The organism is Holdemania massiliensis AP2 (assembly GCF_000327285.1).
GTDB classification, from domain to species: Bacteria; Bacillota_I; Bacilli_A; order Erysipelotrichales; family Erysipelotrichaceae; genus Holdemania; species Holdemania massiliensis.
In genome coordinates this window covers 680,903-695,863 of sequence record NZ_HE998568.1, presented here as the reverse complement: position 1 = coordinate 695,863, position 14,961 = coordinate 680,903, and the positions used below count along the sequence as shown (strand labels likewise).

The following is a 14,961-nucleotide window of genomic DNA, read 5'->3' as shown; positions in this document are numbered from 1 at the left end:
CAATGAAAAGTTGTTTTCATTGCACCCTGAGAAAGGAGATTCACTATGAATTTTATGCAGCGTGCCCTACGGCACTTAACTCGCAGTAAGACCAAATCCCTGCTTCTGACCCTGACTTTCTTTTTGATCGCAAACTTTGTCGTCGTCGGATTTTCAATCAGTTCCGCCGCCGCTCAGGCCAAAACTGAAACCCGGCGCAAAATGAATCCGGTCATCGCCTTTCAGGTTGATTTTGACGCCTGGTACGAAAAATACATGCAGCTAGAGGGGGACGAACGGAAGAACTTCACCTCCCCGAAGCCCGATCCGGAGCGGGTGCGCAAGATGCTTGCGGATTCCCGCGTGAAAGCGGCGGATTGGATGCGCTCCACTGTCGGGTATGCCGACGGCTTTGAGCCGGTGCCGATTCAGCGGCCAGCTTCCAATGAAGACGATGAGGATGCACTCTTCGGTACTTCGGTTGTCATGTCGGAAACGATATCCGGCAGCGGTCAGCAGAACAGCCAGACTCCGGACATGACGATGTTGGGCGTTATGGCGCCGCAGTTGACCAAGCTGGCAGACGGCACCTGGAAGCTGGCTTCCGGACGGATGCTTACACAGGAAGAAATTGACAACGGCAGCGCCGTCGCCGTGATCGACAAGCGGCTGGCGGAAGCAAACAATCTGAACGTCGGGGATTTTCTGAAGCTGAAATTGTATTCCGATGATGAAATGAAAGCGATTGCCGATCCGCAGAACAACAATGTTCTCGATTTGGAAATCGTCGGAATTTTGGAAAGCGGTGAGGAGCTGAGCAATGATGAACTGCAGTGGGCCAGCACTTATTCGAATCCCGCCAATCAAGTGATAATTCCGCAGCCGCTCTATATGCAGCGGGATCTGGAACTGATGGCGCAGTTTCATCAAGCCAATCCCAAGGCACAGGAAACTACGCCGGAAGATTACAATCCAAGCAGCGCGATCTTCGTGCTGAACGATCCGCTGGAGGTTGACGCTTTCCGAGAACAATATGGTCAGAGTATGGACGAATTTCTGGTCATGGACGCCAATGATGAAATGTATCAGCGTTTATCAAAACCTCTGGACACTTTAACGGTTTTCTCTGATCTGATCGTTGCGGTCGTTTTGATCAATGCCGTCGTTATCATTTCCCTCGTCAGTGCGCTGACGTTAAAAACCCGGGAAACAGAAATCGGCGTCCTGCTTTCCATCGGCGTTTCTAAAGTGAAGATCGTCGCTCAGCTGTTTAGCGAGGTTCTAATCACAGCCATGCTGGGCTTTATCCTGGCCTGTGCGACGGGTTCGATGATCGCCGGTCGGGTGGGCGAGCAGGCTCTGGCGATGCAGGTTCAGGAAAATCAGAACAACAGTGCCCAAAGCGGTTTCATCTACTCTTCCGCTTCCTCCGATTCGCTGTTTAACGAGGTTTCTCAGGAAGAAGTCACGGCCAGTTATCATGCCGGCGTCAATGCCGTCATTCTGATCCAGATCTTCCTGCTCGGCATCGGCGTCGTCTTTGTCAGCACGCTGATTCCATCCTTGATGGTGCTGCGCTTCAATCCGAAAAAGATTCTGATGAGTCAGAATTAGAAAGGTCAACCGCATGTTAAAATTAATCAATCTGAATTATGGCTATACCGACGGAGCATCCCGGCGCAGTATCCTGCAGGATTGTTCCTATACCTTTGAAGATGGACGATTCTATACGATCCTGGGACCGTCGGGCAGCGGCAAGACGACGCTGTTATCGATTTTGGCAGGATTAGACAGCGCGGAAAGCGGCGAACTGTGGTATAACGACACTCCGATTACATCCGCTCAGCTGTATCATTACCGCCGCAATCAGATCGGCATCGTATTTCAGCAGTATAATCTGATCAACTATCTGACCGGGATTGAGAACGTCGAATTAGCAATGACCGAAACCGACAACGCCGTACCGAAAAACCGCAGGGAAATTGCCTATGCGCTGCTGGAAAAGGTCGGAATTGTTCAGTCAAAAGCCAATCGTCCGATTTCCAAACTGTCCGGCGGCGAGCAGCAGCGCATTGCGATTGCCCGGGCTTTGGCAGCCAATGTCGATCTGATTTTTGCGGACGAACCCACCGGAAATCTCGATACCGCAACCGAACAGGAAATCATCCGGATCTTCAAGCAGCTGGCAGAAGAATTCGGCAAGACCGTTATCGTCGTGACGCACTCAGAAACAGTTTCGCAGTTCAGCGATGAGCGGGTGCTTCTGGCCGAAGGACAGCTGCACCGAATGAATCCTAAGAAGGAGGAAGCGAAAGTCTGAATTCCTTCTTTAACCGCGGATTATTCGTCTTTGCGGTGAATAAAGCGCCGCCGAATGATAATGTGAAAAAAGTAACAAAACCGTGGCCTTTTAAAATCGATCGAGGTATAATAGAGATAGTGAACAGGAGGAACAATTCATGATCATTCAAGATCGATTTGCCGGTAAGGTTATGGTCGTTACCGGCGGGACTTCGGGTATCGGCAAAGCCGTCTGCTTAAGAGCAGGCGCGGAAGGCGCCAAGGTCGTCATCGCAGGCCGCAGTCAGGCGCGCGGAGAAGCCATTGAAAAGGAAATACGCGAGGCGGGCGGCGAAGCGGTCTTCATTCAGTGCGATGTCACGAAAAAAGAAGACATTCTGAATCTCTATGCGAAAGCGGTCGAACGTTACGGCCGTTTGGACATTGCGATCAACAACGCGGGAATCGTCGGGGATTCCAAGAAGATCGAAGATCTGACGGATGACGATTGGTTCAGTGTTGTCAACGCGAATCTGAATGCGATGTTCTACTGCATCCGCGAAGAAATTAAATATATGCTGAAGAATGAAAACGGCGGAGCGATTGTCAACACCGCATCGGTTGCCGGTGTTCGCGCAACGCCGGCGGGTCCGGCTTATGTCGCTAGCAAGCACGGCGTGGTCGGCCTGACCAAATCCACGGCGATGGATTATGCAAAAAACAACATTATCTGCAATGCCGTCTGTCCGGCCGGAACGGACACACCGCTGACCGAAGCGGCAAAAGAAAAGATCTATGCCAAGATCGCTGAACTGAAAGCGCAGGGCATTGATCCTTCCGAATTCATGAAAAACTCCATGATCGCCGGCAAAACACAGACCTTGCAGGGACGCAATGCGACTTCGGAAGAACAGGCGGCTACGATTCTGTACTTCGCCTCGGATGAAGCGCGTCACATCACCGGTTCGATCGTCGTCGCCGACGGCGGTTTCACCGTCTATTAAGCCTTGAAAATCTGATAACCAACCAGGAAAGCGGAAATCATTTCCGTTTTCTTTTTGTCTTCAGGAAACCTAGCTGAATCCGTTCAAGGCGTGAACTGTCTGGATCAAGTCACTGATTTTGAGAATCGGAGTTAACAATCCCGCAGATTGTCCTGACGTAAAACAGAAAAGTGTTGTCTTAAGAAAGTCTTTAGGAAGTTCACGCAACCTTCACGTGCTTTTGATACTTATCCCATAATGTTTGCCTATAATACAAGCATACAAGAAAGGAGGCATCCAAGTTCAAGCTCGACTGAAGAAGCATAAAAAATAAGTTCCCTTTTTTATAAAATATTTTCCCCTCTTAACAATAAAAATAATCGGAAAAGGCAGGCTTCCCCTCCTGTCTATCCCAGAAAAGCCTGCCGCTCCCCTCGGCAGGTTTTTTTGAATTTCATTACTCCCCGCTTTAAGTCTTTTCTGAAAATTGATTTCCGGTCTGACTCAAAAGATAGGCAAGCTTGAAGAAAGACTTGAAATTTCCAAACTTTTGATTGAAACTAAAGTTAAACAAGATTAGTGGGAACTGAAAGCTTCCCAGGAGGAAACCCATGATGGAAATGAAGCGTGTTCGAGATCATCTCTGCAGTATCGAAGAAGGCTATGTCCGCTGTTTCTTCATTGAAGGTGAACGTGCGGCTCTGGTTGTCGACGGCGGTGTCGAAGCGGGTTTAAGAGAAAGGGTGACCCAACAGACTGACAAGCCGGTGACGTTCTTATTAACGCACAGCGATCCGGACCACATGGCAGCCTGTGATGAATTTGATAAAATTCTGCTTCATCCCTCGGAGATGGCGCGGTTTATGCAGAAACATCCGTATTCCGGAGAACTCATTGCGGTGCTGGAAGGCGATCAGCTGGATTTTGAGCCGTATCACTTTGAGATTGTCCTGATTCCCGGGCATACCCCAGGCAGTATTGCCCTGTGGGAAAAGTCCAGACGATTTTTAATCAGCGGCGACAGTGTAACCAATGCCACGACCTTTATGTTTGGTGAAGGCCGCAACTTACAGGCGTATCTGTCCAGCCTGCGGAAGCTGGCGGCGATTGCCGATCAGCTTGATGTAATTTATGGCTCGCATGGACCGGTAGAGGTTTCTGTAGCGCGCATCGGTGAGCTGATTGAATTGTGTGAGCAGGTGCAGCGGGGGCAGCTTCAAGGCGTGCCTGCGGAGCGCTTCGCGGGCAATATCCAAGAAATTTGCTGGAAATCAGCGGCCATTTATTATCCTGCATTATCCAAATAAAAAGAAAAACCGGAATCCTGTTTATCCGCAGCGGTCATTGCTGCAGGAAGGCTGGAACCGGCTTTTTCTTTTTGTCTGAAAGGATTTAATCCAGGCGGCTTTCACCGTTGGTTAACTGATAGCGTATCTGCGAACGGTCAAAATCCGGAATCTCATCGCTGAGGATGACGGCCTGATCCAAACGGGAAAATTTGACGGGGTAGAGCTTATTGAATTTGGAACCGTCAGCGAGGATGAAGGTGGAACTGGAATGCGCGATCACTTTCGCTTTGACGTCGGCTTCCTGTTCGTTGGTCGTCGTAAAACCGACTTTTTCGTGAATGCCGTTGACGCCGATGAACGCCACATCGAAGAACAGGTCGTCCAGCTGCTTCAGCGTCATATTGCCGGTAACGGCTTCGGTTGTCCAGCGGATGGTCCCGCCGAGCAGAATCGTGTGCGTGGAATTGTGCTTCAATTTGGCAATGTGCGGTATGCCGATCGTGACAACCGTAATGTTCTTCGCCCGCACATAATTCAGCATTTCATAGGTAGAACTGCCGGCGTCGATATAGACCATCTGATTGTTTTTGATCATTCCGGCAGCCAGGCGCGCAACCTGATTTTTGCTGGAAACATTGGTTTCCGATTTGATCAGCATCGGCGGTTCGGCGGACTGATCATCGTTCAGACGGGCGCCCCCATGGAGCCGGCTGACCATGTTGAGATCTTCCATTTGCTGCAGATCACGGCGGATTGTCGCTTCAGAAACGTTTAGGAGCTGAACCAGCTCCGCGACGCTGACCGAGGTGTGTTGGCGGCACTGATCAATGATGGCCGCCCAGCGTTGTTGTTTTATCATCGTATTTCCCTCCGAAGCCATTATAGCACACTTTCATGGGCATGATTGAAGATGATCATCAAAATTAATAAATCAATCATTTTGATTGATTAAACCAAGAAACAATCATGATTATTTTTTAAAACGATCAAATTATGCTTGAAATTGCAAATGATATCGCTTACATTGAAACTGCAAGGAGGTATTGCTTCATGATTATAACAATCACGCTGAATCCTTCGATTGACTATACGATGACGGTGGACGAACCGTTAGTGGATATCGAGGTCAACCGGACCGTTGATGAACGGATGAAGGTCGGCGGCAAGGGATTAAACGTTTCGATGATGCTGGATAAGCTGCGGATTCCATCTCAAGCCATCGCGCTGCTGGGCGGTTTTACCGGTGATTATATTCAAAGCCGCCTGCGGTCAGTTCCCTTAATCGATTTAGTGACTGTGCCGATAGCGGGGACGAACCGGATCAATGTGAAATTGTATCACGGGCAGGGGACGCTGTGCGTGAATGCCCGCGGTCCGCAGGCTGAGCCGAAGAGTGAGCAGGCTGTTTTAAAGTTGTTGGATTCGATCGGACCCGGGGATTGGGTTGCGGTCTGCGGCAATATGATGCGGGGGCTGAGCGGAGATTTTCTGATTCGTCTGTCGGATTGCATTCATGCGCATAGCGCGAAGCTGGTAATCGACATGGAAACGCTGACTCCAGCACTCATTCAGCGCTGTCATCCGGCATTGATCAAACCGAATTTCTATGAGTTTAAGCTCTTGATCCATCAACCGGAGCTAACGCTCAGCGAGCTGCCGGAAGCGGCTGCCCAACTTTTGGAAAACGGTGTGGAAAACATCTTGATTTCGCTGGGGGCGGATGGCGCCTATCTGGCAGGATCTGACGGAGGCTACCGGCTATTTCAGCAGCCGATCGAAGCGGTCAATCAGGTCGGATCCGGTGATGCGATGCTGGCGGCGTTTGTCGGCAAGCTGAGTGAAGGCTGTTCAAAAGCCGAAGCGCTGGCTTGGGCCGGGGCGGCCGGAAGCAGTGTCGCGATGACTCAGGAAGATGTCAGGCTGGAACAAATTGAACGCGGTCTGAGCCGGGTTCATGTTGAAAAGCTGGAATCAAGTCGTTAACCATCAAGCAATGGCGAACTGAATATTAGAAAGAGGGAGAAAAATCATGGCAAAAAAACTGAATTACGCCGACATGGCCGCTGCGATTGTCACACAGCTGGGCGGCAAGGAAAATCTCACCAACGTCAATCACTGCGCGACACGTCTGCGCGTGGTGATCCGCGACGAAGCCAAAGTGAATCCGGACGCCTTAAAAAAGATTCCAGGAGTGCTGGGCGTAGAAGCGCATGCCAATCAAGTCCAGGTCATCGTCGGACAAATCATTGAGGATCTGTTTCTGGAGGTTGAAAAACGCGTGGGGAAAACTGACGGGGTAACTCAGAAGCCGCAGGAAAAAAAGCTTGTCACGATCTTCTCGAATTTCCTGCAGCTGATGGCTGGAATCATGAGTCCGGTCATTCCTTCGCTGATCGCCGCCGGCTTTCTGACCTGCCTGCTTTTGCTGCTGAACCTGGTCTTTGGGCTGGATTCAACCAATTCTACGTATATCATTCTGAACAATCTGGCGCAGTCGGTCTTCTATTTCCTGCCGGTTTTCGTTGCCTACACCTCGGCGAAGAAGTTTGATATCGAACCGGTTCTGGCGATGCTTTTAGCCTGTTGGCTGCTTTATCCGGATTGGGTAACGATGGCCGGAGCCGGCGGCTATACGTCATACTTCGGGATTCCGACGCTGTTAACGACTTATAACGGTGCAGTGCTGCAGATCATCCTGTCCGTCTGGGTTATGTCCAAGCTTGATCAGATGCTGAAAAAGGCCCTGCCGCTTTCCGTCCGGCATTTCCTGAAACCATTTCTTTTGATTCTGATCACGTCCGTCATCACGCTGACGCTGACCGGTCCGTTGGGCGGTTTAGTCACCAATTATATTGCGATGTTCATTGCCTGGATCCGCAATTATGCCAGCTGGGCGGCCGTGCCGGCGATCATCATCTTTGCCTGTACGCTCGGTTTGTTATGCCCGGGCTTCCATCTGGCTTTGATTCCGATTGCCACAACCAGTCTGGCCACCGTCGGCTATGACGACTTCATCAATATCTGGTTCTTCTGCTGCACGATCACACCGGGCTTCATCGCTTTGGCCGTGGCGTTAAAAAGCAAGCAGCGCCGGTTAAAGGAAATCGCCTTCCCGGCTTCAATATCCGCGCTGTTCGGCGGGATTTCCGAACCGACAACCTACGGTATTTCCTACAAAATGCCGAAGGTGTACTTCTGCAGTATTGCGACTTCGCTGATCACCGGACTGTATGCCGGCTTCGTTCACTTGAAATGCTACGGCTTCGGCGGTTATTCGCTGACAAACATCTTATTATATCTAGGCGAAAACGGCGATACCGCAAACTTCATCAAGGCGTTAATCGGTGTGGGAATCATGGCAGTCTGCTCGTTTGTCTTCGTCTTCTTAACCAAGTGGGATGACAGTGTCTATAATGAAGACGATGAAAGTGAAGCTGTACCCGCTTTAGCCTCGATCGAACTGTCCGCCCCGGCGGAGGGCGTCTATATTGCCCAGGAAAAAATTGCGGATCCGGTCTTTGCGGCGGGAACGCTGGGCGCTTGTTTCGGGATCCGCCCGCAGACGGATGAAGTGAAGGCTCCGATCAGCGGCGTCATCAATTCCATTGCCCCGACTAAACATGCGGTTACGATTCAGGGTGAAGGCGGCGCCGAGGTGATGGTGCATATCGGCATTGACTCGATGAAGCTGACCGAGCATGAAATTACACCGCTGGTTGAGGTGGGACAGACCGTATCCCGCGGTCAGCTGCTGGCTAAAGTTGATTTGGAAGCCTTCAAGGCAAAGCAGCTCGACGATACGATCATTGTGATCTTATTAAACAGTGCGGCGTATGCCGAGGTCAGAGCCGACGATCAGCGCCAACAGCTGATTGCGGCAGCGTAGAGAAAGGGGAATTCTATGCGGAAATATGATAAGCAGCTGCTGGAGCAAATTCGGGCAAAGGAACATGTTGAAATGATCGGCGGAGTACCTGTTCTGATGAAGCCGGTGCCGGATGATGAACGCAAGCATGTGCTGGATCCGCGGCTGCTGGAAGTCATTCGGATGAAACAGAAAATGTTCGCGCAGCGCTCTCAAAACGGATATCGGCTTTCGCAGGAACGTTATCGGCCGGACAAGGTGACCGAAGATTTATGCGAAGTTCAAATCGAGGTCGAAGAACAGCTGATCGACATCCAGCATGATCATAAGATCGATGTTTATCTTTACCGCCGTCAGGATGATCAGGGACCTTTGCCGGTGCTGATCTACTTTCATGGCGGCGGCATGACGGCCGGGGATATGCGGTTGTTTGCCAACCAGATGCGGCTTATCGCTGAACTGGCACATGCCGCGGTTGTTTTCCCGGAATACCGGCTGGCTCCGGAATGTCCGTATCCGGCTTCCATTGAAGATGCCTGGGGAACCGTTCAATGGGTTGTTGAGCATGCGGAGTTGCTGAATGTTGACTTAGAGCGGCTGATGGTTGCGGGTGACAGCGCCGGCGGAGCGCTGACGAACGCTTGTCTGTTAAAGGATGAAACCGGCGTGATCAAAAAAGCGTTTGAAATTTATCCGGCTGTGGACAGCACGGATTATCACAAGCAGCTTCGCTACACCTGGTCGTATGATGCCTATCCGATTGTGGAGGATCAGCGTAAGGAAGCGTACAGCCGGATTGACCGAATTAAAAACAGCATCGGCGTCAGTGAAGCGGAAAGTCTGTATCTGCAGGGAAAGACCTGCTATGAAAATCCGCTGGTTTCGGTGATTTATGCACCGGCAGAACGATTGGCCAAATTTCCGCCGTTGGTCATTGTGAGTGCGGAATATGATTATCTGCGCGTTGGCAGCGACTACTTTGTCTCCGTTTTGCAGGAGGTTGGCGTAAACGTGAAGTCGGTGCGCTACTGCGGCTGCGATCATGGCTTTCTCGACATGCTCGGCACGATCGTTCAATCCGAGGATCTCTGTCATTTGATCGCCGGCGAAATTCAGGCGATGGACAAGTAATTTTCAGTCAGGGGCGAGCAAGTCGTCCCTTTTTCCATCATTTCCTTTTAAGGATAAAATGTTCCCCTTTCAAGCTTTCCATAATGCAGAGGAAAGCGGGGTGTGCGATAATGGAAGCAGAGCAGCACGGCAAAACTTTTGAAAAGACCATCCGATGCGGATGGAGAAGGAGGGATTATCATGCTTGTAACGATGAAGGACATTCTCGACAAAGCCAGCGCCGGCAATTATGCGGTGGCGGCTCCCAATCTGTGGACGGAACTGGACGTTCGGGCGGTGATTGACGCCGCGGAAGAACTGCGGGCTCCGCTCATCCTGGATATCGCGTATCCGGCGAATCCGGATCTGTTTCTGCTGGGACAGATCGCCTGTTATTTTGCGAAGCGGGCCACGGTTCCGGTCGCGGTCAATCTGGATCATGGCGGTGAGAAAAAACAGATATTGGAAGCCTTCCGCGCGGGTTTTACTTCGGTCATGATCGACCGCTCGGCCTGTCCGTTTGAACAGAATGTACGGGAAGTCCGGGAAATCGTGGAACTGGCGCACGCGCTGGGGATTTCCGTGGAAGCTGAGCTGGGTCATGTCGGCATGGCGGATCAGTATGAAACCGATGGGGAAGCGGCGCTGACCGAACCGGAAATGGCTGCTGAGTTTATCCGGCAGACGGGCGTTGACTGTCTGGCGGTTGCGGTCGGTACCGCTCATGGTGCCTATCCGAAAGGCATGAAACCCAAACTGGATTTCAAACGGCTGGCGGCGATCAAGGCAAAAACCGGAAATTTCCCATTAGTCATGCACGGTTCTTCCGGCACTGACAATGAATTGCTGCGCCAAGCCTGCCGTCAGGGAATCAATAAAGTCAACATTGCCAACGACCTGTGCCAGGCTGCCGCAAAGGCTGCGAAGACCGCTGATCTGGAAGGCAATCATGCTTACGATTTCAGCGCTGTGATCTATGAAGCGGTGAAAGCCAAGATGAAAGAGATGATCGTGATCTATGGATCGCAGGGCAAAGCGGAATAGAAAATATCCAGCGCAGACAGATCCATTTTTAAAAGTCTGTCCCGTACAGAAAGACAGATAAGAATAGAAAAAGATCCACAGGATAAGAATCGGAAATTCCTGACCCATGGATCTTTTTTATGCTTGGAAAGGGAGAAAATCAGTTTGGGACGTTTATAACGTTTCCCGGAACGCTTTGACAATGTCCATGAACTCTTTTACGCGTTTTTCATCGACCGCATTTTCAAAAATACCGCCAATTTTAAAGGTTGTGGCACAGACAGCGCCGTCAGCTGCGGATAATTGTCTTGTAATGTTATCTTTATTGCAGCCGGTATTGCAGAGGATCGGCGTATGTTTAACAGCTTTTTTAACCTGGGTGAGAACCTGCGTGTCAGTTTCGCTGCCAGCCGTTAATCCTGAAACGCATAACGCGTCAGGCCGATTATTGAATTCCGTTGATTTTGCGATCTCAGCGATATTTCGGTCCGCAAGATATTTAGCCGCTTCCGGAACGATATTAAACAACATTTTTACGTTCTCCGCGCCGATCGCCATTTTATGACGCACAGTTTTTCCAACGTTGGTATTCCACAGTCCAAAATCTGAAGCATAAACGCCGGAGATAATTTCACGAATAAACTTGGCATCGACAGCGACGGCCAGATCCAGTGAAGCAATCGGATCCCAGAGACAGTTTACGCCGTAAGGAATTGTGATTTCCTTTTTTAACTCACCGATCACGTTAGCCATGGCGGCAACGGTCACCGGCTCTACTTTGGTTAAATAAGGCAGCGAAAATTCGTTAGAGAACATGACGCCGTCAACGCCGCCGTTCTGTAAAGCATGAAGATCTCTTCTTGCACAGTCAAGGACCTTGGCCATGCCGCCTTCCTTGTCATAGTATGGATCTCCTGGGAGCGGCTGCAGATGACACATTGCGATGATCGGCTTTTTTACGCCAAATAATTCTTCCAACCAATTGTTCATAATCATTTCCTCCTTGAACAACCCCATTATAGTTCAAGGAATTATATGATTCTAGTGATTGAAAGTGAGTAATCATATAACGGATTAAATGTTCTTAAATCATAAAAATACATGTATATGATAAAAATTAATGATTTAATCAAAAATAATTCATAAAAATAAATCATAAGTGCTATAATGAGGACGGAGGTATCGAGAACATGAAAAAATATTCAATCAAACAACAGATCACCACAATCATCAACGCTGCCATCTTTTTGGGATTTCTTGGCTTGACCTTCAGTATGTTTATGAATTCAGAAAAAACTATTCTGGACTGGGCCATGCTTATCTTTTGCTTAGCGATTTTCGCCTGTGCTGTTTATTATGAATATTTGAAGTATTTATATCAGGATGCACTGTATACCCTGAATTTTCTGCTGGATCCGGAAGCTGCAGAGATGAAATACCAGCGTGTATGCAGAATGGATATCACGAAGAATTATGAAAAGAATTCAGGTATTTTTGAAGTGATGCTTGCGATGGAAAAAAAAGAACCCGATAAAGTCCTCAAACTCATTGCAAAAAACGAAAAGAAATTCAGAAGCAGCGTTGAATTGTTAATTGTTATGTATTATTATCAAATCAGAGCTTATCTGATGCTGGGAAATGTCAAGAAAGTCAATCAGGTTTACAGCGAGGCTCAGGCTGTTGAAAAAATGAAAAAAAGACCGAATCTGATTCATTATGATGAACTGGACGGACTGCATGAACTGGCGTTGGGAAATAATAAGAAAGCCTACGAATGCTTTAAGTCCGTAAAGGTTTCTAAAATGAATCCGAAGGAAATCATCTTTATTTACAGTCAGCTCGCTAATTTATCCAGCGGCGAAGAAAAGGCCGAGTATCAGCAGCGGATTCAGGCATTAAGGGAGGGGCGCGTTTCATGAAAGTAAGCAAAGCAATCGTGAATGACCGCAGGATTAAGATCATGCGCCAAATTGAAGAAAAGCGGTCTGTCAGCGTAGATGAATTAGTTGAAAAATATCATGTATCACCGATTACAATTCGTCGGGATCTGCAGTATTGGGAGGATAAAGGCGCGATTATCCGAAACTACGGCGGGGCATCGCTAATTCAGGAATTTGTTGAAGATGCTGAATATGAACGAACCACATTTCAGAAAGCGATTGCCAAACGCGCGGCGCTTTATATCGAGGAAGACGATGTGATTTTTATAAACTCCAGTACGACAGCCTTGATGATTGTCGACTATATTAAAGATAAGCACGTAACGATCATCACCAACAATGCGCGGGCAATTAACTATACACCTGATCCCAAGGTGCTGATTATTTTCACCGGCGGTGAGGTGCGGTTCCCAAAAAATTCTATGACAGGTGATTTTGCGGTTGCAGCGCTGAACAATATCACGGCGACCAAGTGCTTCGTCGGCTGCAGCGGATTAACTGAAAATGGCATATCAACGGGATTGATGAAGGAAATGCTGATCAATCAGACAATGATCAAACGTACCAGCGGCCAGCGTTTTGTTTTGTGCGACAGCACCAAGATCGGCGTCAGTTATTCATTTTTCTATTCCAGTCTGAAAGGTTTCGATTATCTGATTACCGATGTGAAAGCCGATGATGAAGTGATTGAGAAGGTAAAAGAAAGTACCGGCATCAATGTAATCAAGGTGGAAGCGATGAAAGGCGGATGGAAAATCTAGCCTCAAAGAACAAACGTGAAAAAAGCATTGAAATCTGAGGAAATCAATGCTTTTTTAATGCTTTTGAGCGGCTTGTTTGCGGCTGTATTCATCAGCGGAAAAGCATGCCGATAGGGATCGAAGATCGGGATGTAAGGATTCGTCTGCCCAATGGGGGTTATCTGACATCACAATTTTTTTCTGCAGCGCTTGTCAGCGGCTTCCTGATAAAAAGATTATGACCAGATTTCTTTGATTTTTTCCTTTAAACGGCGGGCTTCAGCGGCCGGATCTTGAGCGCCGCGAATCGCCCGACCAAAAATAAAGCAGGAAACTGGGATGCTGCGGAATTTTTCCAAGTCATCATAGCCGATGCTGCCGGTTGCGGCAACGTCAATTCCATACTCGCATAATTTTTTCAGCGTGGCAATTTCCTCTTCATCCCATCCGCCGGGTTTGTCGCCGGAATGCTGTAAGGTTAATTGGGAAATTCCCAACTCTTTCCACAGCGGAACATCATCAAAAGACCAGTGGCCATAGAGCTCGATCTGCAATTGAGTCGACAGGCCGCGTTTTCTTGCTTCTTCTTGGACGGAAGTAATGGTGCCTGGTTCACAGGCGCACAGGATCGTTGTATAATCCGGTCTTCCGTCCAGCAGCATGCCGCCGATTTTGCTTCCGGCATCGACGATTTTCAGATCAGCCAATAGCGGTTTTTTCGGATACATCTCCCGGAATAATTTAACGACGCGCACGCCTTCGGCGGCAATCAAAGAGTAACCACATTCTAAAATGTCAATTTCATCAACAACGCCGGTCTGGCAGTCACGAATGGCTTCTTCGGTGCTGGAGCAGTCTAAGGCTAACTGTAAAGCAGGGATTTTCATTTTCTGTTTTCCTCCATAATTTTTGCTGCTAAAAAACGATGAATACTGGAAAGCTGTGGAATAAAACTCATGTCTTCCTCGCACCAGACTTCCGCAGTAAAGGTCCCTTCGTAGGGAATGTGTTTAAAATAATGCAGACAGCGGTTAAAATCGACCAACCCTGAACCAAAGGGAACGTTATGTTCATTGTGGAAAACGGCGTCTTTTAAATGACAGGCGATAATTTCACCGTGTGCATAGGTCAGCTCTTCTGCCGCATCATAGCCGTTATATACAAGATTGCCCGTATCTGCATACAGCTTCAGCTGCGGATGGCGAAGTTCGCGGATATAATCCGTACATTGGCCGATTCGGCAGAAATGCGGTACATCTTCCAGGACTTCCATGGCGAGAAGGATCGAATATTTTCTGGCAAAATCCAATACCGACAGTAAGGCGTTGGTAAACCGCGCACGAGTTGCCGGAGTGCTTGGCTTTTGATATACATCGTAAGGAGCTAGCTGAATCACAGGAATATCCAGGCGGGCTGCCAACTGCACCGCTTTTTTGATGATGTCGATTCCCTGATCAGACAACAGAGGATCACCCAGCGGAAAGAATCGGTTGGCGCTTAACGCCATCGTTCTAAAGGGCATTTGAAACTGTTGGGCCAGAGCTTTCAATTCAGTACAGTCTTGATCAGTCCAATCCAGCCGCTGCAAACGGCAAGACTGGCCGTCGACGCTCAGTTCTATATAATCAAAACCCGTCTTTTTTGCGATCTGAAACTTTTCTTTCCATGGCAAAGCAAGGGGAATCCCTTTTTCATAAATACCAAGAGGAATGGCTTCTAAATTGGTCATTGAAAAAGAAGGAACAACCCGAA

Annotated in this window: 14 protein-coding genes; 10 read left to right on the top strand and 4 right to left on the bottom strand. The window is 48.8% G+C overall.

The genetic code is table 11. The annotated features are described in order from the left end of the window. The first annotated feature begins 45 nt into the window (after positions 1 to 45). The 4 genes from BN162_RS11055 (at position 46) to BN162_RS11040 (ending at position 4,549) form a co-directional block, all read left to right on the top strand. Entirely contained in the window at positions 46 to 1,593 is a 1,548-nt protein-coding gene (locus tag BN162_RS11055) for an ABC transporter permease (protein ID WP_020225167.1), read from the top strand. A gap of 13 nt (positions 1,594 to 1,606) precedes the next feature. After that, complete coding sequence (locus BN162_RS11050) at positions 1,607 to 2,299, top strand: ABC transporter ATP-binding protein (protein ID WP_020225166.1); 693 nt, start codon at positions 1,607 to 1,609, stop codon at positions 2,297 to 2,299. A 139-nt stretch (positions 2,300 to 2,438) separates the two neighbouring features. Next, positions 2,439 to 3,263 carry an SDR family NAD(P)-dependent oxidoreductase gene (locus BN162_RS11045; protein ID WP_020225165.1) on the top strand — a complete coding sequence of 275 codons (825 nt, stop codon included), beginning with the start codon at positions 2,439 to 2,441 and terminating at the stop codon, positions 3,261 to 3,263. Between the two features lie 590 nt (positions 3,264 to 3,853). Next, a complete protein-coding gene (locus tag BN162_RS11040; RefSeq protein WP_020225164.1) occupies positions 3,854 to 4,549 on the top strand; it encodes an MBL fold metallo-hydrolase in 696 nt (231 codons plus the stop codon). Positions 4,550 to 4,634: 85 nt separating this feature from the next. Here the strand turns inward: BN162_RS11040 and BN162_RS11035 are convergent, their stop codons facing one another. Continuing rightward, positions 4,635 to 5,390: a DeoR/GlpR family DNA-binding transcription regulator gene (locus BN162_RS11035; RefSeq protein ID WP_020225163.1), complete on the bottom strand. Its 756-nt coding sequence runs from the start codon at positions 5,388 to 5,390 to the stop codon at positions 4,635 to 4,637. A 191-nt stretch (positions 5,391 to 5,581) separates the two neighbouring features. Here BN162_RS11035 and BN162_RS11030 point away from each other — a divergent pair, with 191 nt between their 5' ends. The 4 genes from BN162_RS11030 to BN162_RS11015 all read left to right on the top strand — a co-directional run bounded on the left by BN162_RS11030 (position 5,582) and on the right by BN162_RS11015 (position 10,550). After that, on the top strand, positions 5,582 to 6,514 hold the full coding sequence (locus BN162_RS11030) for a 1-phosphofructokinase family hexose kinase (protein WP_020225162.1): 933 nt from the start codon (positions 5,582 to 5,584) through the stop codon (positions 6,512 to 6,514). A 46-nt stretch (positions 6,515 to 6,560) separates the two neighbouring features. Continuing rightward, the gene (locus BN162_RS11025; protein WP_020225161.1) at positions 6,561 to 8,417 is read left to right on the top strand and encodes a glucose PTS transporter subunit IIA; all 1,857 of its coding nucleotides are present in this window, start codon (positions 6,561 to 6,563) and stop codon (positions 8,415 to 8,417) included. Between the two features lie 15 nt (positions 8,418 to 8,432). Continuing rightward, positions 8,433 to 9,527 carry an alpha/beta hydrolase gene (locus tag BN162_RS11020; protein ID WP_020225160.1) on the top strand — a complete coding sequence of 365 codons (1,095 nt, stop codon included), beginning with the start codon at positions 8,433 to 8,435 and terminating at the stop codon, positions 9,525 to 9,527. A 180-nt stretch (positions 9,528 to 9,707) separates the two neighbouring features. Continuing rightward, positions 9,708 to 10,550, top strand: a complete 843-nt coding sequence (locus tag BN162_RS11015) for a class II fructose-bisphosphate aldolase (protein WP_020225159.1) — start codon at positions 9,708 to 9,710, stop codon at positions 10,548 to 10,550. Positions 10,551 to 10,703: 153 nt separating this feature from the next. Here the strand turns inward: BN162_RS11015 and BN162_RS11010 are convergent, their stop codons facing one another. After that, complete coding sequence (locus BN162_RS11010; protein ID WP_020225158.1) at positions 10,704 to 11,519, bottom strand: BtpA/SgcQ family protein; 816 nt, start codon at positions 11,517 to 11,519, stop codon at positions 10,704 to 10,706. Positions 11,520 to 11,719: 200 nt separating this feature from the next. On the opposite strand from BN162_RS11010, the gene BN162_RS11005 reads away from it, so the two are divergent. Together BN162_RS11005 and BN162_RS11000 are read left to right on the top strand one after the other, a co-directional pair. Further along, the gene (locus tag BN162_RS11005) at positions 11,720 to 12,448 is read left to right on the top strand and encodes a calponin homology domain-containing protein (RefSeq protein WP_020225157.1); all 729 of its coding nucleotides are present in this window, start codon (positions 11,720 to 11,722) and stop codon (positions 12,446 to 12,448) included. Then, on the top strand, positions 12,445 to 13,230 hold the full coding sequence (locus BN162_RS11000; RefSeq protein WP_020225156.1) for a DeoR/GlpR family DNA-binding transcription regulator: 786 nt from the start codon (positions 12,445 to 12,447) through the stop codon (positions 13,228 to 13,230). Before BN162_RS11005 ends, BN162_RS11000 begins: the two co-directional genes overlap by 4 nt. 215 nt (positions 13,231 to 13,445) lie before the next feature. On the opposite strand, the gene BN162_RS10995 is transcribed toward BN162_RS11000, so the two are convergent. Both BN162_RS10995 and BN162_RS10990 read right to left on the bottom strand, forming a co-directional pair. Continuing rightward, positions 13,446 to 14,096, bottom strand: a complete 651-nt coding sequence (locus tag BN162_RS10995; RefSeq protein ID WP_020225155.1) for an orotidine 5'-phosphate decarboxylase / HUMPS family protein — start codon at positions 14,094 to 14,096, stop codon at positions 13,446 to 13,448. Continuing rightward, positions 14,093 to 14,938 carry an L-ribulose-5-phosphate 3-epimerase gene (locus BN162_RS10990; RefSeq protein WP_020225154.1) on the bottom strand — a complete coding sequence of 282 codons (846 nt, stop codon included), beginning with the start codon at positions 14,936 to 14,938 and terminating at the stop codon, positions 14,093 to 14,095. Before BN162_RS10990 ends, BN162_RS10995 begins: the two co-directional genes overlap by 4 nt. Positions 14,939 to 14,961: the final 23 nt, after the last annotated feature.

What these genes read in the sequence shown, in the direction of transcription:
- BN162_RS11015 (WP_020225159.1), top strand. Translation starts at nt 9,708, where the DNA reads ATGCTTGTAACGATGAAGGACATTCTCGACAAAGCCAGCGCCGGCAAT.
- BN162_RS11010 (WP_020225158.1), bottom strand. Translation starts at nt 11,519, where the DNA reads ATGAACAATTGGTTGGAAGAATTATTTGGCGTAAAAAAGCCGATCATC.
- BN162_RS11000 (WP_020225156.1), top strand. Translation starts at nt 12,445, where the DNA reads ATGAAAGTAAGCAAAGCAATCGTGAATGACCGCAGGATTAAGATCATG.
- BN162_RS10995 (WP_020225155.1), bottom strand. Translation starts at nt 14,096, where the DNA reads ATGAAAATCCCTGCTTTACAGTTAGCCTTAGACTGCTCCAGCACCGAA.
- BN162_RS11050 (WP_020225166.1), top strand. Translation starts at nt 1,607, where the DNA reads ATGTTAAAATTAATCAATCTGAATTATGGCTATACCGACGGAGCATCC.
- BN162_RS11040 (WP_020225164.1), top strand. Translation starts at nt 3,854, where the DNA reads ATGATGGAAATGAAGCGTGTTCGAGATCATCTCTGCAGTATCGAAGAA.
- BN162_RS11020 (WP_020225160.1), top strand. Translation starts at nt 8,433, where the DNA reads ATGCGGAAATATGATAAGCAGCTGCTGGAGCAAATTCGGGCAAAGGAA.
- BN162_RS11045 (WP_020225165.1), top strand. Translation starts at nt 2,439, where the DNA reads ATGATCATTCAAGATCGATTTGCCGGTAAGGTTATGGTCGTTACCGGC.
- BN162_RS11030 (WP_020225162.1), top strand. Translation starts at nt 5,582, where the DNA reads ATGATTATAACAATCACGCTGAATCCTTCGATTGACTATACGATGACG.
- BN162_RS11005 (WP_020225157.1), top strand. Translation starts at nt 11,720, where the DNA reads ATGAAAAAATATTCAATCAAACAACAGATCACCACAATCATCAACGCT.
- BN162_RS11055 (WP_020225167.1), top strand. Translation starts at nt 46, where the DNA reads ATGAATTTTATGCAGCGTGCCCTACGGCACTTAACTCGCAGTAAGACC.
- BN162_RS11025 (WP_020225161.1), top strand. Translation starts at nt 6,561, where the DNA reads ATGGCAAAAAAACTGAATTACGCCGACATGGCCGCTGCGATTGTCACA.
- BN162_RS11035 (WP_020225163.1), bottom strand. Translation starts at nt 5,390, where the DNA reads ATGATAAAACAACAACGCTGGGCGGCCATCATTGATCAGTGCCGCCAA.
- BN162_RS10990 (WP_020225154.1), bottom strand. Translation starts at nt 14,938, where the DNA reads ATGACCAATTTAGAAGCCATTCCTCTTGGTATTTATGAAAAAGGGATT.